The organism is Nocardioides sp. SR21, assembly GCF_022761125.1.
In the GTDB taxonomy this organism is placed as follows: Bacteria; Actinomycetota; Actinomycetes; order Propionibacteriales; family Nocardioidaceae; genus Nocardioides.
In genome coordinates this window covers 387,835-408,864 of sequence record NZ_JAKWJR010000001.1, presented here as the reverse complement: position 1 = coordinate 408,864, position 21,030 = coordinate 387,835, and the positions used below count along the sequence as shown (strand labels likewise).

The 21,030-nt window shown below is 70.7% G+C and carries 19 protein-coding genes; 13 read left to right on the top strand and 6 right to left on the bottom strand.

Going from position 1 to position 21,030, the window contains the following annotated elements; all coding sequences use genetic code 11:
* Positions 1-14 precede the first annotated feature (14 nt).
* Positions 15-401 (top strand): hypothetical protein, encoded by a 387-nt coding sequence (locus tag MJ604_RS02070; protein ID WP_243056613.1) that lies wholly within the window; start codon positions 15-17, stop codon positions 399-401.
* Here MJ604_RS02070 and MJ604_RS02065 read toward each other — a convergent pair.
* Entirely contained in the window at positions 391-1,506 is a 1,116-nt protein-coding gene (locus tag MJ604_RS02065; protein ID WP_243056612.1) for an epoxide hydrolase family protein, read from the bottom strand. The two genes, MJ604_RS02070 and MJ604_RS02065, sit on opposite strands and share 11 nt — an antisense overlap.
* A 53-nt stretch (positions 1,507-1,559) precedes the next feature.
* Between MJ604_RS02065 and MJ604_RS02060 the strand changes: the two genes are divergently transcribed.
* The 5 genes from MJ604_RS02060 to MJ604_RS02040 all read left to right on the top strand — a co-directional run bounded on the left by MJ604_RS02060 (position 1,560) and on the right by MJ604_RS02040 (position 6,078).
* Positions 1,560-2,555 (top strand): YafY family protein, encoded by a 996-nt coding sequence (locus MJ604_RS02060; protein WP_243056611.1) that lies wholly within the window; start codon positions 1,560-1,562, stop codon positions 2,553-2,555.
* 88 nt (positions 2,556-2,643) lie between these two features.
* Positions 2,644-3,657 carry a tripartite tricarboxylate transporter substrate binding protein gene (locus MJ604_RS02055; RefSeq protein WP_243056610.1) on the top strand — a complete coding sequence of 338 codons (1,014 nt, stop codon included), beginning with the start codon at positions 2,644-2,646 and terminating at the stop codon, positions 3,655-3,657.
* Positions 3,657-4,172, top strand: coding sequence for a tripartite tricarboxylate transporter TctB family protein (locus MJ604_RS02050; protein WP_243056609.1), 516 nt, complete (start codon positions 3,657-3,659; stop codon positions 4,170-4,172). The genes MJ604_RS02055 and MJ604_RS02050 overlap by 1 nt, the downstream gene beginning before the upstream one ends.
* Positions 4,172-5,695: a tripartite tricarboxylate transporter permease gene (locus MJ604_RS02045; RefSeq protein ID WP_243056608.1), complete on the top strand. Its 1,524-nt coding sequence runs from the start codon at positions 4,172-4,174 to the stop codon at positions 5,693-5,695. Before MJ604_RS02050 ends, MJ604_RS02045 begins: the two co-directional genes overlap by 1 nt.
* On the top strand, positions 5,692-6,078 hold the full coding sequence (locus MJ604_RS02040; RefSeq protein WP_243056607.1) for a universal stress protein: 387 nt from the start codon (positions 5,692-5,694) through the stop codon (positions 6,076-6,078). Before MJ604_RS02045 ends, MJ604_RS02040 begins: the two co-directional genes overlap by 4 nt.
* A 256-nt stretch (positions 6,079-6,334) precedes the next feature.
* Here the strand turns inward: MJ604_RS02040 and MJ604_RS02035 are convergent, their stop codons facing one another.
* The 3 genes from MJ604_RS02035 to MJ604_RS02025 all read right to left on the bottom strand — a co-directional run bounded on the left by MJ604_RS02035 (position 6,335) and on the right by MJ604_RS02025 (position 10,826).
* Entirely contained in the window at positions 6,335-9,217 is a 2,883-nt protein-coding gene (locus MJ604_RS02035; RefSeq protein WP_243056606.1) for a vitamin B12-dependent ribonucleotide reductase, read from the bottom strand.
* A 125-nt stretch (positions 9,218-9,342) separates the two neighbouring features.
* Positions 9,343-9,816 carry a transcriptional regulator NrdR gene (gene nrdR, locus MJ604_RS02030; protein WP_243056605.1) on the bottom strand — a complete coding sequence of 158 codons (474 nt, stop codon included), beginning with the start codon at positions 9,814-9,816 and terminating at the stop codon, positions 9,343-9,345.
* Between the two features lie 320 nt (positions 9,817-10,136).
* On the bottom strand, positions 10,137-10,826 hold the full coding sequence (locus MJ604_RS02025) for a hypothetical protein (protein ID WP_243056604.1): 690 nt from the start codon (positions 10,824-10,826) through the stop codon (positions 10,137-10,139).
* 124 nt (positions 10,827-10,950) lie between these two features.
* On the opposite strand from MJ604_RS02025, the gene MJ604_RS02020 reads away from it, so the two are divergent.
* Positions 10,951-11,715, top strand: coding sequence for a sigma-70 family RNA polymerase sigma factor (locus MJ604_RS02020; protein ID WP_243056603.1), 765 nt, complete (start codon positions 10,951-10,953; stop codon positions 11,713-11,715).
* Between the two features lie 43 nt (positions 11,716-11,758).
* Positions 11,759-12,109: a hypothetical protein gene (locus MJ604_RS02015; RefSeq protein ID WP_243056602.1), complete on the top strand. Its 351-nt coding sequence runs from the start codon at positions 11,759-11,761 to the stop codon at positions 12,107-12,109.
* Positions 12,110-12,340: 231 nt separating this feature from the next.
* Here MJ604_RS02015 and MJ604_RS02010 read toward each other — a convergent pair whose 3' ends face one another.
* Positions 12,341-12,685: a LysM peptidoglycan-binding domain-containing protein gene (locus MJ604_RS02010; RefSeq protein WP_243056601.1), complete on the bottom strand. Its 345-nt coding sequence runs from the start codon at positions 12,683-12,685 to the stop codon at positions 12,341-12,343.
* A 258-nt stretch (positions 12,686-12,943) separates the two neighbouring features.
* Between MJ604_RS02010 and lexA the strand changes: the two genes are divergently transcribed.
* From lexA to MJ604_RS01985, 5 genes are all read left to right on the top strand, one after another.
* Positions 12,944-13,672, top strand: a complete 729-nt coding sequence (lexA, locus tag MJ604_RS02005) for a transcriptional repressor LexA (protein WP_243056600.1) — start codon at positions 12,944-12,946, stop codon at positions 13,670-13,672.
* A 101-nt stretch (positions 13,673-13,773) separates the two neighbouring features.
* A complete protein-coding gene (locus MJ604_RS02000; RefSeq protein WP_243056599.1) occupies positions 13,774-14,592 on the top strand; it encodes a phosphatase PAP2 family protein in 819 nt (272 codons plus the stop codon).
* A 3-nt stretch (positions 14,593-14,595) separates the two neighbouring features.
* Positions 14,596-16,245 (top strand): alkaline phosphatase, encoded by a 1,650-nt coding sequence (locus tag MJ604_RS01995; protein ID WP_243056598.1) that lies wholly within the window; start codon positions 14,596-14,598, stop codon positions 16,243-16,245.
* Positions 16,242-17,477 (top strand): alkaline phosphatase family protein, encoded by a 1,236-nt coding sequence (locus tag MJ604_RS01990; protein ID WP_243056597.1) that lies wholly within the window; start codon positions 16,242-16,244, stop codon positions 17,475-17,477. The genes MJ604_RS01995 and MJ604_RS01990 overlap by 4 nt, the downstream gene beginning before the upstream one ends.
* A gap of 29 nt (positions 17,478-17,506) precedes the next feature.
* The gene (locus tag MJ604_RS01985) at positions 17,507-18,988 is read left to right on the top strand and encodes an MXAN_6640 family putative metalloprotease (RefSeq protein WP_243056596.1); all 1,482 of its coding nucleotides are present in this window, start codon (positions 17,507-17,509) and stop codon (positions 18,986-18,988) included.
* Here MJ604_RS01985 and MJ604_RS01980 read toward each other — a convergent pair.
* The gene (locus MJ604_RS01980; RefSeq protein ID WP_243056595.1) at positions 18,981-20,948 is read right to left on the bottom strand and encodes an ATP-dependent DNA helicase; all 1,968 of its coding nucleotides are present in this window, start codon (positions 20,946-20,948) and stop codon (positions 18,981-18,983) included. The two genes, MJ604_RS01985 and MJ604_RS01980, sit on opposite strands and share 8 nt — an antisense overlap.
* Positions 20,949-21,030: the final 82 nt, after the last annotated feature.

Here is a 21,030-nt window from a genome sequence, read left to right as displayed (position 1 = left end):
GGCACGGTGAAGCCATGAAGACCATCGCCCTCACCACCGCCGCCCTGCTCGCCGCCCCGGCCCTCGCCCTCGCCGCAGCCCCCGCCCACGCAGGCGACGACGACCGCGAACGCACCGGCTCCTGCTCCGGAAGCACGAACTGGAAGATCAAGGCCGGCCCCGACGACGGCCGCATGGAGGTCGAGGCGGAGATCGACAGCAACCGCTCCGGCCAGACCTGGCGCTGGGTGCTGCGCCACGAGGGCCGCGTCGCCGACCGCGGCACCAGCGTCACCCGCGGCCCGAGCGGCTCCTTCGACGTCGAGCGACGTACGGCGAACACCGCCGGCACGGACACCTACAAGTTCCGGGCCGTCAACCGGGCCTCCGGCGAGGTCTGCGTCGCCCGCGTCAGCCGCTGACCGATCCCTGACCGAAGAACGTCCGCAGGTCGGCGACCAGCTCGTCGGGCGTCTCGAGGGCGGCGTAGTGGCCGCCCCGCGGGACCTCGGTCCAGTGCACGATGTTCGCGTTGTCGCGCTCGGCGAAGGCCCGGATCGTCTGGAAGTCGTCCTTGAAGACGATGACGCCGATCCGGCCCTGGCTGACGACGGGCTCGGCCCCGGCGCGCTGCTCCTCGTAGTGGTAGCGGGCCGCGGTGGCGTAGGTGTTGGTCAGCCAGTAGAGGCTGGCCTGCTCCAGGACCTGCTCCGGTCGGACCAGGCTGGTGCCGTTGCCGAAGTTCTCGAACAGCTCGCTGTAGGCGAGCACGGCCACCGGCGAGTCCGCCAGCGCGGCGCCGATCGTCTGCGGGCGGGTGCCGTTCATCTGGTTGTAGCCGCCGACGCTGACGAACCACTGCAGGTGCGCGAGGGCGCCGTACTCCTTCTCGCCGAAGCCGTCCATCTCGCCGGGCGCCCCGGACGGGAACGAGAACAGCTGCAGCACGTGCGCGCCCAGGAAGCCCTCGGGGTTGAGGACCGCGAGCTCGCGAGACACCAGTGCGCCGCCGTCGCTGCCGTGGATGCCGTAGGAGTCGTAGCCGAGCCGGCGCATCAGCGCGTCGTACGTCGCCGCCACGCGCGCCATCGTCCAGCCGCCGCCGTTCAGCGGAGTGGAGAAGCCGAAGCCCGGCATCGACGGGATCACCAGGTGGAACGCGTCGCGGAGGGGCTCGATCATCTCGAGGAACTCCACGACGGAGCCCGGGTAGGTGTGCGCGAGGATCAGCGGCGTCGCTCCCTCGTTCTCGGAGCGGACGTGGATGAAGTGGACGTTCTGCCCGTCGATCTCGGTGGTGAAGTTCGGGTGCGCGTTGATGCGGTCCTCGACCGCGCGCCAGTCGAAGGACTTCCAGCGCTCGACCATGTCCTGCAGGTAGGAGACGGGGGTGCCGTAGTCCCAGGAGTCGCCGGGCGCGGCCGGCGCGTAGCGGGTCCGGGCGAGCCGGTCGCGGAGGTCGTCGATCTCGGCCTGCGGGATCTCGACGGTGAACGGGGTGACCTGGGTGTTCTCGGTGGTGTTCATGTCGCCGACTGTAGGAACGGTTCCGGAACACTACGTTCCGGTATTCTGAAACCGTGCTGGAAACTTCTGCGCGGCTCCTCGCCTTGCTCGGCCTGCTCCAGTCCCGCGTCGACTGGTCCGGCGCGGAGCTCGCCGAACGGCTCGACGTCACCGACCGCACCGTCCGCAAGGACGTCGCCCGGCTGCGCGAGCTCGGCTACCCGGTCGACGCGGTCCGCGGTCCCGGCGGTCGGTACCGCCTCGGCGCCGGCGCCAAGCTCCCCCCGCTCCTGCTCGACGAGGACGAGGCGGTGGCCGTCGCCGTCGGCCTCCGCGCCGCGACCGGCATGGCCGGCTTCGAGGAGACCGGCGCCCGCGCCCTGACGAAGCTGGAGCAGGTGCTCCCCGACAAGCTCCGCCGACGCCTGGCCGCGCTCCGCCAGGCCACCAGCGCCGGCCCGGTCAACACCGACTCCAACGTCGAGGACCCCGTCGTCGACCCGGAGCTCCTCAACGAGCTGGCCGCCGCGATCCGCGACCACCAGGGCCTGCGCTGCGACTACCGCGACTCCCGCCTCGAGCTGGAGCCGTACCACCTGGTCGGCTGGCAGCGCCGCTGGTACCTCGTCGCCCGCGACCCGGCCAGCGGCGCGTGGGCGCCGTACCGCGTCGACTGGCTGCACCTGCGCAGCCCCGGCGGCCGCCGCTTCACCCCCACCGACTTCCCCGGCGACATGACCGACTTCGTCGTCCGCGAGGTCGCTCGCACCGGCTGGGCCATCCACGTCCGGATCCGCATCCACGCCCCCGCCACCGAGGTGATGGCGCGCATCAACCCCGCCGTCGGCACCGTCGAGGCCGTCAGCGACACCGAGTCCGACCTCGTCACTGGCGGCGACAGCATCGAGGTGGTCGCCGTCTGGATCGGCATGCTGGGTCTGGACTTCTCCGTCACCGAGCCGCCCGAGCTGGTCGAGAGCCTGCGGACGCTGTCGTTGCGGTACGCGCGTGCCATCGGCGATCCGCCGACCGACGTTCGATCCACCCGCCGAACGCACCCGCTGCGCTGAGGTCCGCGCCGCGCGTTCCGTCGGGCGGGAGCCAGATGTCAGCAGTGCTGGCCTCGACAGCGCTGGCGGCGTCCTGCACAGTGGACAGGTGCGCACCCGTCTCGGGAAAGACGTGAAGCGGCGGTCGATGCGCCTGGTCGTGGCGCTCCTGCTGGTGACGTCGGTCGTCTCGACCGCGGCCTGCGGCGTCACGCGAGGGGACGACTCCCGCGACATCCTGATGATCATTCCCAACAGCCCCGGGGGCGGCTACGACCAGACCGGACGCGCAGCGGTCGACGTCATGGAGGAAGGGGACATCACCGGCGGGTCCTTCACCGTCGACAACGTCATCGGCGCCGGTGGGGCCGCGGCGATGACGGAGGTCGTCGGCGAAGCCGGGGACGAGCACACGATGATGATGGTCGGCCTCGGGGTGGTGGGATCGACGTACTCGTTCGCCAGCACGTACGCCGTCCTCGACGGCACCCCGCTCGCCCAGCTGATGAGCGAGCCGGAGGTGATCCTGGTGCCCGCGGACTCGCCGTACGAGACGATCGAGCAGTTCGTGGCGGACTGGAAGGCCGATCCCGGCTCGTTGGCGATTGGCGGAGGCTCCTCGCCCGGCGGTCCGGACCACCTCTTCCCGATGCAGCTGGCGGCCGAGGTCGGCATCGACCCGAACGACGTCAACTACGTGTCGTACGACGGCGGCGGCCCGCTCACCAGCGCCCTGCTCGGCGCCAAGATCGACGCCGGGTTCTCGGGTCCGGCGGAGTTCATCGGCCAGGTCGAGGACGGCGAGCTCCGGGTGCTCGCGGTCTCCGGGGAGGAGCGATCTCCCCAAGAGACGTTCGCCGACTTCCCGACCCTGATCGAGTCGGGCATCGACCTGGCCTTCCTCAACTGGCGCGGCGTGCTCGCACCGCCCGAGATCTCCGAGGAGCGCCGCGCCCAGCTGATCGGCTACCTCGAGGAGATGCACGAGAGCGAGGCGTGGCAGGAGCAGTTGGCGACGTACGGCTGGATCGACGACTTCAAGACCGGCGACGAGTTCACGGCCTTCATCGAGGAGCAGGACGATCGGGTCTCGGGGACTCTCGAAGAGCTGGGATTGATCTGATGACCACGGCGAACGGCTCGAACGCGACCGAGCCGATCCGCGTCGACAAGGCCCAGTACGGTCTCGCCGCGGCACTCGCCCTCGTCGGGATCTACACACTCGTCGACGCGCGCGGACTGAATGTCGGATTCGGCGACCCGGTGGGACCGCGGGTGTTTCCCTACGTCATCGGCACCGCGATGATCCTGCTCGCCGTGCTCCTCGCGCTGGCCACCGCCCGCGGCGACGTGGCCGAGGGCGAGGCCGGCGAGGACATCGACCTCACCAGCCCGCCCGACTGGGTCACCGTCGGCAAGCTGGTCGCCGTCCTCCTGCTCAACGTGCTCTTCGTGAACGTCCTCGGGTGGCCGGTCACGGGCGCGCTGCTCTTCGCCGGCTGTGCGTGGGCACTGGGGTCGCGGACGTTGCTGCGCGACCTGCTCGTGGGCGCCGCACTCTCGGTCGGCAGCTGGTACTTCTTCTACGTCGGTCTCGACGTACCGCTGCCTCCCGGGATCCTGGACGGGATCCTCTGATGGACACGCTGAACCTGCTCCTCGACGGCATGGCGAACGCCCTCACGCCGGAGAACCTCGCCTTCGCCGCCATCGGCGTCCTGCTCGGCACGTTCGTGGGCGTGCTGCCCGGCATCGGGCCGGCCATGGCGGTCGCCCTGCTGCTGCCGATCACCTACGGGTTGGAGCCCACCCAGTCGTTCATCCTCTTCGCCGGGATCTACTACGGCGGCATGTACGGCGGCTCCACGACCTCGATCCTGCTGAACACCCCCGGGGAGTCGGCGTCGGTGATGACCGCCATCGAGGGCAACAAGATGGCGAAGAAGGGCCGGGCCGCGCAGGCCCTCGCCACGGCCGCGATCGGCTCGTTCGTCGCGGGCACCATCGGCACGCTGCTGGTCGCGTTCCTGACCCCGTGGCTCGCTGAGATCGCGGTCGAGATCGGCGCGGCGTCGTACTTCGCGATCATGCTGCTCTCGCTCGTGCTCGTCACCGCGGTGCTCGGTTCGTCGAAGCTGCGCGGCTTCATCGGCTTGTTCATCGGCCTCACCATCGGCCTCGTCGGCCTCGACCTGTCCACCGGGCAAGCCCGGCTGACCGGGGGCATTCTCCAGCTGGCCGACGGCGTCGACATCGTCGTGGTCGCGGTCGGCATCTTCGCGATCGGCGAGGCGCTCTGGATCGCCGCGCACCTGCGGCGCCAACCGATCGACGTGATCCCGGTCGGCCGACCGTTCATGAGTCGTGACGACTGGGCCAGGTCCTGGAAGCCGTGGCTGCGCGGCACCGCGCTCGGCTTCCCCTTCGGCGCCCTTCCCGCGGGCGGCGCCGAAACCCCGACGTTCCTCTCCTACGTGCTCGAACGGCGCCTCTCCCGCAAGAAGGAGGAGTTCGGCCACGGCGCGATCGAGGGCGTGGCGGGGCCCGAGGCTGCCAACAACGCCAGCGCCGCCGGCATGTTCGTCCCTCTCCTCGCCCTCGGTCTGCCGGTGACCGCGACCGCCGCCGTGCTGCTCGCTGCGATGCGCACCTACGGGATCGTGCCCGGACCGACCCTGATGACCGATCAACCCGAGCTCGTCTGGACCCTGCTGGCCAGCCTGCTGATCGGCAACACCTTGCTGCTGGTGATCAACCTGCCGCTCGCCCCGATGTGGGCCAAGCTGCTGCAGATCCCCCGGCCGCAGCTCTACGCGGGCATTCTCTTCTTCGCCTCGCTCGGCGCGTACGCCGTCAACCAGAGCGCCTTCGACGTCGCGCTGCTGCTTGTCTTCGGGGCCGTGGGCTTCGCCGTACGTCGGTTCGGGATCCCGATCCTGCCGCTGATCCTGGGCGTCATCATCGGACCGCTCATGGAGACCAAGATGCGCGAGGCCCTGGACCTCTCCAACGGCGACATCAGCGGTCTCTTCAACGAGCCGCTGGCGATCGCCATCTACGTGCTCCTGGCGATCATCCTGATCGCGCCGCCGGTCATCCAGCGTGTCCGTGGAGCGCCGCTCGTTCCTCGTGAGCTCGACGAACAGGAGACCCGGCGATGAGCGTGGTGGTGGGATACATCCCGAACGAGTACGGCGAAGCCGCCCTCACCGAGGCGCTCGCCGAGGCCGTGCGACGAGGCACCGGCGTGGTCGTCGTCAACACGACGAAGGGCGACTCCCTGGTCGACAAGAAGTACCTCGGGGACGAGGCCCGCAGCGGCCTCGAGCAACGCCTCTCCGCAGCCCCGGTCGACGTCGAGCTGCGCCAGTCCGTCGGAGCCGACCCCGCCGACGAGATCCTGAACGTAGCCCGGGAGGTCGGCGCCGATGCCCTCGTCATCGGCATCCGGCATCGCAGCCAGGTCGGCAAGATGCTGATGGGCAGCGTCGCCATGCGGTTGCTGATGGAGGCGCCCTGCCCGGTGGTCGCCGTCAAGCCTTGACCGACATCGGCTCCGGAGGATCGTCGCGGGAGAAGCCAGTCCCTCCGGTCGCGCGCAGGTCGGGGGCATTCTTCGGCCACCCGCGCCGCGAGATCGACCCGCTCAGCGTCAACGTCTTCGGCTACTGAGCGATCGGCGCACTCCGTCGTCCAGGCGGTCGCAAGGACCGCACCAGCGAGGACGTCCCGGCGCGGTGAGACCCAGACATGGAACGAGGCCCCGGGCAACGCCCGGGGCCTCGTTCGTGGAGCCTCGATCAGCTGCAGCCGCTGGTGCTGCCGCAGCCCTCGCAGACGTAGCAGGAACCGGCGGGGCGCATCTTGGTGCCGCAGGTGAAGCAGAGCGGGGAGTCGACCGCGGTGCCGGTGATCTTCTCCAGGAGCTCGGCGGAGGTGTGGGCCTCCTGGCGCTCGACCTTCGGGGCCTCGACGGTCTCGACCACCGGGGCCTCTTCGGCGTCGATGATCTCGACCACGGGGGTCTCCATCAGCTCGGCGGCGGAGCCGGTCTCCTCGACGGGCTCGTAGGAGCCGGTCTCGAGGTAGCGCTGGCGCTCGTCGGCGGAGTAGATGCCGAGAGCCTGGCGGGCGTCGAAGTCGAGGTAGTCCAGGGCGAGGCGGCGGAAGATGTAGTCCATGATCGACTGCGCCATCCGGACGTCCGCGTCGTCGGTGAGGCCGGCCGGCTCGAAGCGCAGGTTGGTGAACTTCGAGACGTAGGTCTCCAGCGGGACGCCGTACTGCAGGCCGATGCTGACCGCGATCGAGAACGCGTCCATCACGCCGGCCAGGGTCGAGCCCTGCTTGCCGAGCTTGAGGAACACCTCGCCGAGCTGGCCGTCGTCGTGCGCACCCGAGGTCATGTAGCCCTCGGCGCCACCCACGGTGAACGAGGTGGTGCGCGAGACGCGGGACTTCGGCAGGCGCTTGCGGGCCGGGGTGTAGACGATCTTCTCGACGACCTTGGTCGCCTCCGCGGCGGCCGCGGTCGCCGCGTCGGCGGCGTCCTTCTTGGCCTTGCCGCCACCGTCGGCGAGCGGCTGGCCCACCTTGCAGTTGTCGCGGTAGATCGCGGTGGCCTTGAGGCCGAGCTTCCACGACTGGAGGTAGACCTCCTCGATCTCCTCGACGGTCGCCGTCTCCGGCAGGTTGACCGTCTTCGAGATCGCACCGGACAGGAACGGCTGCGCCGCGGCCATCATCCGGACGTGGCCCATCGGCTTCAGCGCGCGGGCGCCCATCGCGGTGTCGAAGACCTCGTAGTGCTCGGTCTTCAGGCCCGGCGCGTCGATGACGTGGCCGTGCTCGGCGATGTAGGCGACGATCGCCTCGATCTGCTCCTCGACGTAGCCGAGCTTCTTCAGCGCCCGCGGGATCGTCTGGTTGACGATCTGCATCGAGCCGCCGCCGACCAGCTTCTTGAACTTGACCAGCGAGAAGTCCGGCTCGATGCCGGTCGTGTCGCAGTCCATCATGAAGCCGATGGTGCCGGTCGGCGCGAGCACCGAGGCCTGCGCGTTGCGGAAGCCGTTGGCCGCGCCGATCTCCTGCACGTCGGCCCACGCCTGGGTGGCCAGCTTGTGCACCTGGCCGTCGGCGATGCCGAGCGTGCGGACGGTGTCGTTGGCGGCCTGGTGCTTGCGCATGACCCGCTTGTGCGCCTCGGCGTTGCGGGCGTAGCCGGCGTACGGGCCGACGATGCCGGCGAGCTCGGCCGAGCGCTTGTACGACGTACCGGTCATCAGCGAGGTGATGGTGGCGGCCATCGCGCGGCCACCGTCGGAGTCGTAGCCGAGGCCCATCGCCATCAGCAGCGCGCCGAGGTTGGCGTAGCCGATGCCGAGCTGGCGGTAATCGACGGTGGTCTGGCCGATCGCCTCGGTCGGGAAGTCGGCGAAGCAGATCGAGATGTCCATCGCGGTGATGATGAACTCGACGGCCTTCGCGAACAGCTCGGCGTCGAAGGTGTCGTCCTCCTTGAGGAACTTCAGGAGGTTCAGCGACGCCAGGTTGCAGGAGGAGTTGTCCAGCGACATGTACTCCGAGCACGGGTTGGACGCGGTGATCCGGCCGGTCTCGGGGTTGGTGTGCCAGTCGTTGATCGTGTCGTCGTACTGCAGACCCGGGTCGGCGCACTCCCACGCGGCGGTGGCGATCTTGCGGAACAGGTCGCGGGCGTCGACGCGCTCGATGACCTCACCGGTCTTGCGGGCCCGCAGGCCGAAGTCGGTGCCGTCCTCGACGGCGCGCATGAACTCGTCGGAGACGCGGACCGAGTTGTTGGCGTTCTGGTACTGGACCGAGGTGATGTCGGCGCCGCCGAGGTCCATGTCGAAGCCGGCGTCGCGCAGCGCGCGGATCTTGTCCTCCTCGCGCGCCTTCGTCATCACGAACTCCTCGATGTCGGGGTGGTCGACGTCGAGGACGACCATCTTCGCCGCCCGGCGCGTGGCGCCGCCCGACTTGATGGTGCCCGCGGAGGCGTCCGCACCGCGCATGAAGGAGACCGGGCCGGAGGCGGTGCCGCCGGAGGAGAGCAGCTCCTTGGAGGAGCGGATCCGGGAGAGGTTCAGACCGGCGCCGGAGCCGCCCTTGAAGATGAAGCCCTCTTCCTTGTACCAGTTCAGGATCGAGTCCATCGAGTCGTCGACGGAGAGGATGAAGCAGGCCGAGACCTGCTGCGGCGACGGGGTGCCGACGTTGAACCAGACGGGGCTGTTGAACGAGAAGTACTGGTGCACGAGCAGCCAGGTGAGCTCGTGCTCGAAGACCTCGGCGTCGGTCGACGTGGCGAAGTAGCCGTGGTCGATGCCGGCCTTCGTGTACGTCTTCACGATCCGGTCGATGAGCTGCTTGAGGCTCCACTCGCGGGCGTCGCTGCCGACCGCGCCGCGGAAGTACTTGGTGGTGACGATGGTCGAGGCGTTGACCGACCAGAAGTCGGGGTACTCCACACCGCGCTGCTCGAAGACCGTGGCGCCGGTCTTCCAGTTGGTCTGCACGACGTCGCGACGCTCCCAGGTGAGCTCGTCGTACGGGTGCACCCCCTCGGTGCTGAAGACACGCTCGATCTTCAGCCCTGCGCCCGTCCCGGCCTTCTCGGCCTTGGCGCCGGCTGCCCCGTTCACCGTCTCGGTCATCCCTCTGCGTCCCGTCTCTCGAGGATCTCTGAATCGAACTATTGCTGCTGGCACCGACATCGGTGCCGACGTTGGTGCGCCCGGCGCGCGCAGCTTCCCCACTACCCGCGCCGGGCGGTCTCTGGTCAGCCCGGAGGGGCTGAGGTGGCGACCGCGCGTTCTGCTCGGAGAACGGCGATCTCATCCTCGAAGTCGTCGGCCGACTCGAAGGCGCGGTACACGCTCGCGAAGCGCAGGTAGGCGACCTCGTCGAGCTCGCGCAGCGGACCGAGGATCGCCAGGCCCACCTCGTGGGCCGGGATCTCGGCGGCTCCCTCGAGCCGGAGCGCGTCCTCGACCGCCTGGCCGAGGCAGGCGAGCTGGTCCTCGGTGACCGGGCGGCCCTTGCAGGCCTTCCGGACGCCCGAGATCGCCTTGTCGCGGGTGAAGGGCTCGGAGGCGCCGGAGCGCTTGAGCACGGTCAGCTGCATCAGCTCGACGGTGGTGAACCGGCGCTCGCAGGAGGAGCAGGTACGCCGCCGCCGGATCGAGCCCCCGTCGTCCGCGACCCGCGAGTCGAGCACCCGGGTGTCGGTGTGCCGGCAGTACGGACAGTGCATCGCGGGGCTCCTTCCTCAGGGCGCGCCAGCACCTCCCGTGAGGGAGGGTGCGAGGCTGTGGATAACGGGGGTCACACTGTGTAGAACCCGTAGCCGCCTGTGGGTGTTCCGCACCTGGTCTGTGCACTAGATGTGGATAACTACACGGCTGTAAGTACTACATGTAGGGGTAACCGTACGCCCGGCCGACGGAGCACGCAAGTAGTGCGGAGAAGTTCCTCGGCCAGCCCGGCGGGCTTCGGTAAAGCCGCAGGTCAGGGCGTACGACGGCCCGAAGATCGGGCGCTGGACAGGGCGTGTCGCGGGGCCTGTGGTAGGGGTCAGCGGACGCGGAGCTCGGCCCGCCGGACCTGTCCACCGAAGCCGTGCGCGACCAGCGAGATGGCGGTCGGTCGATCCACCTGCGTGGCGGCCAGCCCGGTGGAGCCGCCGAACTCGGTCCAGCCCCGCCGGCACGTACGCCGGACGCTCTCGAACCGGGTGTCGCGGTCCCCGAACTCGACCCTCACCGTCACCCGCCAGGCGCTGCCGATGCGGCAGTCGACCGAGCCGCGAATGCCGACCTGCTCCACGTCGCGGTGCCGCACGAGCACCCGCATGTCGGTCCCGCTGAGGACGGTGTAGCGGCCCTTCTCGTCGTACCCGGCGAAGCAGGCCTGCGGCCGGCCGCGCTCCAGGTCGAGGCTCGCCGACGTACCGGTGCCGTCGACGTCGAACTCCTGGTGGAAGCGGCCGTCACGGGACCGGAACCGGAGGTACTCGTCGTTGGTGTCGTCGACGCCGACCTCGAGCCAGTACTCCCCCGTCCAACGCCGGTCGGCCACGCCGATGCCGTCGACCGACACGTGGGTGTGGCCACCGCGGTCGTGCTTGCGGACCACGACACGGCCCAGCTCCTGGCACGTCGAGCGGACGACGACCGATCCGTCCGCGGCGGGCGCCGCGGTCACCGGGCCGGGCGGAACCACGGCAGTGACGGCGACGGCCACGGCGGTCCCGAGCCACGTCATCTCTCCACTCTCGCACGCCTCCGCACCACCCCTCCGGGTGGTTTGCCGTGGCACCAGGAGCGGCAGGTGTCAAGTGGCACTGGGGACACCGGTCCACACCCCCGCGATGAAGATGAGGTCAACGATGACTGTCACGCTGAACCGCTCCGAAGAAACCGCACGACTGTTCGCCGAGCGCGCCCAGGCCCACGAAGCCGCCCGCGCCGACATCGAGGACCAGCTCGTCCGCCTGAACATGCCCGTCGCCGTCGATGCCACCCGGCGCTTCCGCTCCCGCGGCATCGCGACCGAGGACCTCGAGCAGGTCGCCTACCTCGGCCTGGTCAAGGCCGTGCGCGGCTTCGACCCCGACCGCGGCCACGACTTCCTCAGCTTCGCGATCCCCACGATCCGAGGGGAAGTACGCCGGCACTTCCGCGACCTCGGCTGGACGGTGCGACCGCCGCGCTCCATCCAGGAGACCCAGACCAAGATCATCGCCAGCGAGCCGGAGCTGTACCAGCTGCTCGGCCGCGCACCACGACCATCCGACATCGCCCGGCACCTCGACATCGACCTGGAGGTCGTCATCGACGCCCTCGGCGCGAGCGGCTGCTTCGCGCCGGCGTCGCTCGATGCCCCGACCCACGCCGAGGCCGACGCGCTCGGCCCGCGGATCGGGATCACCGACCCGGGCTTCGACCACGCCGAGGCGCGCGCGATGCTCACGCCGATCCTGGCGCGACTCTCCCCGCGTGAGCGCAAGATCGTGGAGATGCGGTTCTTCCGCGGCTGCACGCAGTCCGAGATCGGCAAGGAGATCGGCGTGACCCAGATGCAGGTCTCCCGGCTGCTCTCCCGGCTGCTGGCCCGACTGCGGGACGAGCTGGAGCTCGAGCTGGTCGCCTGAGGGTCGCGTCCACCGCCGACCAGCGATCGGCGAGACTGTCCCTGTGACGGGGACGAGCGGAGGCAAGCGCGCGGGGTCGCGACGTGGCCCTCGCCAGAAGTCCGGGTTCCAGCCGGCGCTGCTCGGCCTCGCGCTCGCCGTCACCGGCTGCATCGTCGCGTGGGGCTACCTGGTCTGGGCGGCGATCGACTTCGGCTCGACCGCCCGTGGTGGCGACGCCACGGCCTGGTGGTTCCTCGCGCTGGCCTCGGTCGGCGCGGTGGCGTGCCTGTTCGTCGGGCTGATGCTGATCGCGGCGATCACCCGGCGGCTCGGGATCACCAAGGGTCCGGACAAGAAGAGCGCCGACGACGAGCCGCCGCCTCCGATCGGCGGGCGGCGCGCCGCGCGGTAGCCGCGTCTGCTGTGGTGGTTTCGAGACAGGCCCCAGGGGGCCTTCCTCAACCACCGGGCCTACGGCCCAGGGGGCCCTTCCTCAACCACCGGGGTCTACGGCCGAGGGCGCCTTCCGCAACCGCCGTGCGTGCCCGGAAATGCCGCGAGAGGCGGGATCACGGGATCCCGCCCCTCGTCTTCCCCGGCTCGTCAGCCGGGGTCGAAGCGGCTGACGAAGTCTGTGTACGTGCTACTGCACGGGCACGCGCAGCTTCTGGCCGGCGGCGAGCGAGCTCGACTCGAGGGCGTTGAGGTCCTCGATCTCCTGCATCATGCCGCGCACGTCACCGTCGGCGGCGATGCCGGAGGCGATGTCCCAGAGGGTGTCGCCGGCGCCGACCATCACTACGCGGGTCGGGGCGGGGGTGCCCTTCTCGCCGGTGGCGACCGAGCCCTGCGCCAGCAGGATGCCGACCGTGAGCACCGCGAGGAGCGCGATCACGAACACCACGAGCCGGCCGCGCCGGGTCAGCCGCACCGTGCCGCGTCGCGGGGCGGGCGTCCAGTTGATCTGCTCGAGGGTGATCGTGCTCATCGGGACCTCCGGGGGAAGGGGGCTGGGTCGCTGTCGTGAGTAGTTCTAGTGGTGGCCACCGACAGTGCTGCTGGACCTGTCTGGACCTCCTGCTCGATCAGACGTTCGATCGAACATGTGTACGACGTTAGAGCACCTGTTCGAACGAATCAAGGCTCGACACGAACAATTGTTCGAACGTTCTCGAACGGCGGCGACGCGACACGCGATTCGAACAGACGTTTGAAATGCGCGGCGGTTGGTCGCTACGGTGAGCCCATGGCCACCAAGAAGACTGACGCGAAGACGGTCGCCGAGCTCCCCGACGGCCCGCCGGACGCCACCGGGCTGACCCCGCGTCAGCAGCGGGTGCTGGCGCACATCAAGGACTCGATCGAGAAGCGCGGCTACCCGCCGAGCATGCGTGAGATCGGTGAGGCCGTCGGGCTGACCAGCTCCTCGAGCGTCGCCCACCAGCTCAAGGTCCTGGAGGAGAAGGGCTTCCTCAAGCGCGACCCCAACCGGCCGCGCGCGCTCGAGGTCTTCCTCCCCGAGGTGATGGCCGCACGCCGCTCGATGTCGAGCGCCGACGAGACGTCGTACGACGAGACCGGCGTCGGCGACTCCATGCCGGCGGCGACGTACGTCCCGATGGTCGGCCGGATCGCGGCCGGTGGCCCGATCCTCGCCGAGGAGCGGGTCGAGGACGTCTTCCCGCTGCCCAAGCAGCTCGTCGGCGAGGGACAGCTGTTCCTGCTCGAGGTCTCCGGCGACTCGATGGTGGACGCGGCGATCTGCAACGGCGACTACGTCGTGATCCGCCAGCAGCCCACCGCCGAGAACGGCGAGATCGTCGCCGCGATGATCGACGGCGAGGCCACGGTCAAGACGTTCCAGCGCAAGGACGGAAATGTGTGGCTCCTGCCCCACAACCCCGCCTACGATCCGATCGACGGCACGAACGCCACGATCCTCGGTAAAGTGACGGCAGTGCTGCGCCGGGTCTGAGAAAATTCTCCGCTATCGGGGGATTACCTGAGCAGACCCTGGTGTTGGTTCCGGGTAGGTCCCGGATGGCACAGGGAGGGTGCATGAACAACGCTGGTGCTGTGTCGTCAGCACCTGCGCTTGCCCGCACCACCACCCTGCCGGGGTGGGCCCGAGCGGTGCTCGAGCTGCTGCTGATCCTCGTCTTCTGGGTGGTCTACAGCCTGGCCCGGCTGCTCGCCGACACGAACATGAAGCCCGCCCTCGAGCGCGCCGACGAGCTGCTGCACGTCGAGGGCATCATCGGCATCCAGTGGGAGTTCGCCCTCAACCAGCTGTTCACCGACCACCGGATCATCGGCCTGCTCGGCAGCTACTGGTACGCCACCCTCCACTACGTCGTCACCGGCGCCGTGCTGATCTGGCTCTGGCGCCTCGGCGCCGACCGCTACGGCCCGGCCCGCCGCGCGCTCGCGATCGGCACGCTGTTCGCGCTGCTCGCCTACATCGCCCTGCCGACCGCACCCCCGCGCTTCATCGGTGGGTACGTCGACGTGCTCAGCCTGCACGCCGCGGACGGCTGGTGGGGCGCGGACGCCTCCGCTCCCCGTGGCCTCGGCGGGCTGACCAACGAGCTCGCGGCGTTCCCCTCGATGCACGCCGGCTGGGCGCTGTGGGTCGCGCTCGCGCTGCAGTTCTACGCCACCCGCAAGTGGGTGCGCGTCCTCGGCTGGACCTACGCCCTCGGCACCGCGGTCGTCATCGTCGGCACCGGCAACCACTGGGTCATCGACGCGCTGGTCGGCTGGATGGTGATCGCGCTGGCCTGGGCCGTCGCGATGGCGGTCGGCCGGATCCCGGTGCCACCGCTGCTGCGCAGGCGAACACTCGGTGAACCCGACGGACAGGCATCACGCGAGGAGCCCGCGGTCGTTGACTGAGGCGTGACCACGCCTTCGCCCCGCGCATCTGCACTGCATCGCCGTACCGTCCTCGGCACCGCGACCGCCGCGACCGTCGGTGCCGCCGCGCTGACCGGGTCCCCCGGCCATGCCACCTCGACGGCGCCGTCGTACTTCCGCCACGGCGTCGCCTCGGGTGACCCACTGCCCGACGCCGTCCTGATCTGGACGCGCCTCACCACCAGCAGCCGGCGCGCCGACGTGCGATGGGAGGTCGCGCACGACGCGCGGTTCCGCGACGTCGTACGCCGCGGCACGTTCACCACGACCGCGAGCCGCGACCACACCGTCAAGGTCGACGTCACCGGGCTCTCGCCCGCGACCTGGTACCACTACCGCTTCGTCCACGCCGGTGTCGCCAGCCGGGTCGGGCGCACCCGCACCGCGCCGGGCCCCGACGCGACGCCGGACAACCTGCGCTTCGGTGTGGTGTCCTGCGCCAACCTCCAGGCCGGCTGGTTCAGCGCCTACCGCGGGCTGGCCGCGCGCGACGACCTGCACGCGGTGGTGCACCTCGGCGACTACCTCTACGAGTACGGCCCGAGCCAGTACGGCTACGGCTTCGACGACGAGGACATCCGCTCCCACGAGCCCGCGCACGAGATGGTGTCGCTCGCCGACTACCGGCGGCGACACGCGCAGTACAAGCGCGACGCCGACCTCCAGGACCTGCACGCGAAGTACCCGTGGATCGTCACCTGGGACGACCATGAGGTCACCAACGACCAGTACGCGGGCGGCGCGGAGAACTACAACACCGACCTCGGCGAGGGCGCCTACCGGAAGCGCCGGGCGCGGGCGCACCGGGCGTACGACGAGTGGATGCCGGTGCGCATGGACGGCACCGCCCGGCTGCGTGACGGCGACCGGCTCTACCGCCGGCTCCGCTTCGGCAGGCTCGCCGAGATCAGCATGCTGGACCTGCGGAGCCACCGCGACGCGCAGGCGAGCGCCCCCGGCCCGGACGTCAGCGACCCCGACCGCACGATCACCGGCCGCCAGCAGCTCGACTGGCTCAAGGACTCGCTGCACCCCGGACGCGCCCAGTGGAAGGTCATCGGCAACCCGGTGATGATCGCGCCGGTCGACTTCGCCGGCCTCCCCGACGCGCTGCTCGACCCGATCAACGACGTGACCGGGCTGCTCCCCCGCGACGGCGTCCCGTACAACGTCGACCAGTGGGACGGCTACACCGACGACCGGCGCGAGGTGTTCCAGCACATCCGCGACCACCAGGTGACCGACGCGCTCTTCATCACCGGCGACATCCACTCCGGCTGGGCGTGCGAGCTGCCGTACGACGCCTCCACCTATCCGGTCGGCGCCTCGGCCGGCGTCGAGTTCGTCTGCTCCTCGGTGACGTCGAACAACCTCAAGGACATCACCGGCACCCCACCACGCACGACCAGCCTCGCGGTCGAGGCCCTGATCACCGCCAACAACCGGCACATCAAGTACCTCGACTTCGACAGCCACGGCTTCTCCGTCCTCGACCTGACGCCGGCGCGCGCACAGATGGACTGGTACGTCATCGGCGACCGCGCCGACCGCGACACCGACATCACCTGGGCGGTCTCGTGGGCGACCAGGACCGGCACCGGCCGGGTCGAGCCCGCCGAGGAGCCGGTGTGAAGCGTCGTACGTTCCTGCAGGCGGGCGCCGCCGGCCTGGTCTTCTCGACGATCGCCGGTACGCCGGCCCACGCCGCCCGCAGCCGCAAGCGGGCCTACGTCCTGGTGATCGACGGCTGCCGTCCCGACGAGCTCGACTCCGGGCTGACGCCGAACCTCGCGGCCCTGCGCGACGGCGGGCTGCGGTTCGCGCAGGCCCTGTCGATGCCCGTGATGGAGACGATCCCCAACCACGTGATGATGATGACCGGGCTGCGCCCCGACCGGACCGGCGTCTCGGCGAACTCGGTCTACGACCGCAGGCGCGGGGCGGTCCGTGACCTGGACCGGCCGTCCGACATCCGCTGCGAGACCGTGATCGGCCGGCTCAACCGGCGCGGGCACACCACCGGCACGGTGCTCAGCAAGAGCTACCTGTACGGCGTGTTCGGCGGCCGGGCCACGCACCGGTGGGAGCCGTCGCCGACGCTGCCGATCACCGAGCACGCCCCTGACGTGTTCACGATCGAGGCCGCGCTGGCGATGCACGAGGAGCTCGACCCGAACCTGATGTTCGTGAACCTCGGCGACATCGACCGCTTCGGCCATGCCGACCTGACCGGCACCACGCTCCAGCTCGCGCGGCGGCTCGCGCTGGCCGACACCGACGTGCAGGTCCAGCGGTTCATCGACGCACTGAAGGCCAGCGGGGCCTGGGAGAACGCCGTCGTCATCGTGCTCGCCGACCACTCGATGGACTGGTCGACGCCTGACAAGGTGATCTCGCTGGCCGGCCCGCTCGAGGGCGACCCGCTGCTCGCCGGGAAGGTCCAGATCGCCGACAACGGCGGGGCCGACCTCCTGTACTGGACCGGCCCGCGCAGCCAGCGCGAGCGGGCCGTCGACCGGATGCGCGCGATCGCGCGCGAGCAGGACGGCGTCCTGGCGGCGTACGCCCGCACCGCCGACTGGCTGCGCCTCGGGCCGGAGGCCGGCGACGTCGTGGTGTTCTGCCGGGCGGGCTGGCGTTTCAGCGATCCGGATCCGCTCACCTCCAACCCGATCCCCGGCAACCACGGCCACCCGGCGACCCGCGCGATCCCGTTCTTCGTCGCAGGCGGCCACCCCGTCGTCCCGACCGCCGAGGTCTCGTCCCGCGTGGCGCGCACCCTCGACGTCGCCCCCACGCTGGCCAGGTTCTTCGACGTCGGGCGCCCGTCCGGCGGGTACGACGGACGCGCCCTGCTTGGGTGATTCACAGCATCGTTTGGTTGAGTAGGCGGGTGCCTCTCCGCCCTGCTCTTGCGCTCGCCGCGTGCGCGGCCCTCCTCGCCACGGTCGCGACCGTGCCCGCGCAGGCCGAGATCGTGCCGAACCCGCAGCCCGAGCCGACCAGCAGCCGCGCAGCCGTGCAGGCGCTCGACGTGGTGCAGGACGTGCTGGCCGGCAAGAGCGACCGCGACATGACCCTCGCGCTGCGCGAGCTCCGCACCCAGCGCGACGAGCTCGTCGGCACCCAGCGGCTCACCGCCGACCGGCTGCTGCGGCGTCCCGGCGGCGACCGCACCCGCGACTTCGACCACGTGCGCGTGCACTGGTTCACCGGCGACGCGACCTCGGCGTACGTCGACCAGGTCGGCACCACCGCCGACCACGTCCTCGGCGTCTACGAGGCGGCCGGCTACCAGGCGCCGATGTCCGACGGCACGACCGGCGGCGGCAACGGGCTGCTCGACATCTACCTCGACGACCTCGGCAACCAGGGCCTGTACGGCTACTGCGACAGCGACGACCCGCCCTCGACCGCCGGGCCGTACGGCGCTCCGGCGTACTGCGCCTTCGACAACAACTACGCCGAGTTCCCGACCCACACCCCGCTCGAGAACCTCCAGGTGACCGCGGCGCACGAGCTCTTCCACGCCGTGCAGTTCGCGTACGACTACTACGAGGACGGCTGGTTCATGGAGGCCACCGCCACGTGGGCTGAGGACGAGCTGTACGACGACGTGAACGACAACGTGCAGTACCTCGGGGAGAGCCCGCTGGCCCAGCCGCGCCAGTCGATGGACCACTTCGGGGGCCTGCGCCAGTACGGCGACTGGATCTTCTTCCGCTACCTGTCCGAGCGCTTCCCCCAGGAGGCCGGCGGGCTGCCGGTGATCGTCCGCAACATCTGGGAGCGCGCCGACGGCTCCGCCAAGACCTCGCCGGACGACTACTCGATCCAGGCGGTCGCCCGCGTGCTCGCCGACCGGGGCCCCGGCCTGCGCCGGACCTGGGCCCGCTTCGCGGCGGCGAACCGCCGACCGGGAGCGACGTACGACGAGGGCTCGGCGAACCGCTACCCGGTCGCCCGGCTCGACGGGACGTTCGCCCTCAACGGCAGCCGCCGCGACTCCGGCGTCGTCAGCCGCACCATCGACCACCTCGCCGCGCGGACCGTGCGCTTCAACCGCTCCGCCTCGATGCGGGCGCGCCGCCTCGATCTGCAGCTCGACCTGCCGAGGATCAGCCGCGGCTCCGGCGCGGTCGCGACCGTGTTCCGCACCGTCGGCCGTCCGACGACGATCCCGATCACCCTCGACCGGTCCGGCGACGCCCTCACCACCGTCGACTTCGGGCCGCGCGTCACGCACGTCGACGTCACGCTGGCCAACGCGGGGATCGGCTACGCGCGCTGCTGGCGCGGGTCGGACTGGTCGTGCCAGGGCACGCCGCAGGACGACGACCTGCCGTTCCGGGTCCGGGCGACCGCGGTCAGGTAGCGGCCAGCCGCGTCAACGCCTGGCGGGCGACCGCCGGGTCCGTCGTGGTCCACATCGGCGGCAGGCTCGACTTGAGGAAGCTGCCGTACCGCGCGGTCGCGAGCCGCGGGTCGAGCACCGCGACGACGCCGCGGTCGGTGGTCGTGCGGATCAGCCGGCCGGCGCCCTGCGCGAGCAGCAGCGCCGCGTGCGTGGCGGCGACCTGCATGAAGCCGTTGCCGCCGGCCTGGTCGGCGGCCTTCTGCCGCGCGCTGAGCAGCGGGTCGTCGGGCCGCGGGAACGGGATCCGGTCGATCAGCACCAGCTGGCAGGTGTCGCCCGGGACGTCGAGCCCCTGCCACAGGCTGAGGGTGCCGAACAGGCAGGTGTGCGGGTCGCCGACGAACTGCGCCGCGAGCTCGGGCAGCTGGGCGTCGCCCTGCGCGAGCGTCGTGAGGTGCGGCAGCCGCTCGCGGATCACCTCGGCCGCGGCCTCGGCCGCGCGCCTGCTGGAGAACAGTCCGAGCGTGCGGCCGTTCGCGGCGTCGACCAGGTCGACGATCTCGTCGAGCACCGCCGGCGCCATCCCGTCGCGGCCCGGCTGCGGCAGGTGGCGGGCGACGTACAGGATCGCCTGCCGGCCGTAGTCGAACGGGCTGCCGACGTCGATCCCGCGCCACGGCATCGTGTCGGGCGTGTGCTCGGCCTCGCGCTCGGACGGCTTGAGGCCGACGCTGGTCGCGATCGAGTTGAAGTCGCCACCGAGCATCAGGGTCGCCGAGGTGAACACCACGGTCTTGTCGGTGAGCAGCTTGTCGCGCATCGGGCCCCAGACCTGCAGCGGTGCGACGCACAGCCGCGGCGGCATCCGCTCGGTGCCCTCGGACATCCAGAGCACGTCGGAGTCGAGGTCGGCGGCCATCCGCTCGGCGGTCGCGAACACCTCCTGCACCGCGCCCTTGGCCTGCTGCAGACCCGCGTCGCCGTCGTCGTCCTTGTCCGCCTTGGGGTACGCCGAGACGCACGCGCGGGCCGCGTCGCGGACCAGCACCAGCGCGTCGGCGAGGTCCTCGGGGATCCGCTCGAAGCGGCCGGGGCGGGCGTCGTTGATCGCCGCGCGCAGCGCGTCGGCCGCGTCGGCGAGCTCGTTGGCCTGGTCGCCCTCGACATGCCGCTGGCTGCGCCGGGCGGCCCGCTCGACCTCGGCCGCCCACAGCTCGTCGGTGGCCGCCTGGGTCACCCGGGTCGTGAGCTCGTGCGCCTCGTCGATCACCACGACGTCGTAGTCGGGGATCATCGGCACGCCCTCGATCGCGTCGATCGCGAGCAGCGAGTGGTTGGTGACGATGAGGTGCGACTTGTGCGCCTTCTCCTTGGCGCGCTCGGCGAAGCACTCCTGGCCGAACGGGCACTTCGCGGCGCCGAGGCACTCGCGGTGGTTGACGCTGACCTGGCGCCACTCCTTGTCGGTGTGCCGCGGCGCGTTGTCGCGCTCGCCGCTGCCGCCGTCCTCGGACTGCTCCTCGGCCCACTCGCGCAGCTCGAGGACCTTCTTGCCCAGCGAGCCGGTCGGCAGCTCGACCTCGAGCGTGCCCTGGTCGTCGGGCACGCCCTCGCGGATGCGGTGCAGGCAGGCGTAGTTGGAGCGACCCTTGAGGACGGCGTACGACGTGTCCACGCCAGCCGAGGATGACTGAGCCTTCACGGCCTCGACGAGCCGCGGGAGGTCGCGCTCGACCAGCTGGTGCTGGAGCGCGAGGGTCGCGGTGGCGATCACGACGCGGTCGCGGTGGAGCAGGCTGGGCACGAGGTAGGCCAGCGACTTGCCGGTGCCGGTGCCGGCCTGGACGAGCAGGTGCCGCTCGTTCTCCATCGCGTCGGTGACGGCCTCGGCCATCTGCACCTGCCCGGCGCGCTCCTGCCCACCGAGCGCCGCGACCGCGGTGCTCAGCAGCTCGGTCACGGAGGGGGCGTCAGGCACCAGAGAACCCTAGCCGTGGTCGCGGACAGCCCGACGCCCTGGTGCACAGGCACCTCCGCCGATCGAGCAGCGAGCGCCAGCG

Bases quoted from the DNA above. Each gene is read 5' to 3' on its own strand.
- MJ604_RS02045 (WP_243056608.1), top strand. From the start codon at position 4,172: ATGGACACGCTGAACCTGCTCCTCGACGGCATGGCGAACGCCCTCACG.
- MJ604_RS02010 (WP_243056601.1), bottom strand. From the start codon at position 12,685: ATGAGCACGATCACCCTCGAGCAGATCAACTGGACGCCCGCCCCGCGA.
- MJ604_RS02040 (WP_243056607.1), top strand. From the start codon at position 5,692: ATGAGCGTGGTGGTGGGATACATCCCGAACGAGTACGGCGAAGCCGCC.
- MJ604_RS02070 (WP_243056613.1), top strand. From the start codon at position 15: ATGAAGACCATCGCCCTCACCACCGCCGCCCTGCTCGCCGCCCCGGCC.
- MJ604_RS02025 (WP_243056604.1), bottom strand. From the start codon at position 10,826: ATGACGTGGCTCGGGACCGCCGTGGCCGTCGCCGTCACTGCCGTGGTT.
- MJ604_RS02065 (WP_243056612.1), bottom strand. From the start codon at position 1,506: ATGAACACCACCGAGAACACCCAGGTCACCCCGTTCACCGTCGAGATC.
- lexA (WP_243056600.1), top strand. From the start codon at position 12,944: ATGGCCACCAAGAAGACTGACGCGAAGACGGTCGCCGAGCTCCCCGAC.
- MJ604_RS02050 (WP_243056609.1), top strand. From the start codon at position 3,657: ATGACCACGGCGAACGGCTCGAACGCGACCGAGCCGATCCGCGTCGAC.
- nrdR (WP_243056605.1), bottom strand. From the start codon at position 9,816: ATGCACTGTCCGTACTGCCGGCACACCGACACCCGGGTGCTCGACTCG.
- MJ604_RS02020 (WP_243056603.1), top strand. From the start codon at position 10,951: ATGACTGTCACGCTGAACCGCTCCGAAGAAACCGCACGACTGTTCGCC.
- MJ604_RS02035 (WP_243056606.1), bottom strand. From the start codon at position 9,217: ATGACCGAGACGGTGAACGGGGCAGCCGGCGCCAAGGCCGAGAAGGCC.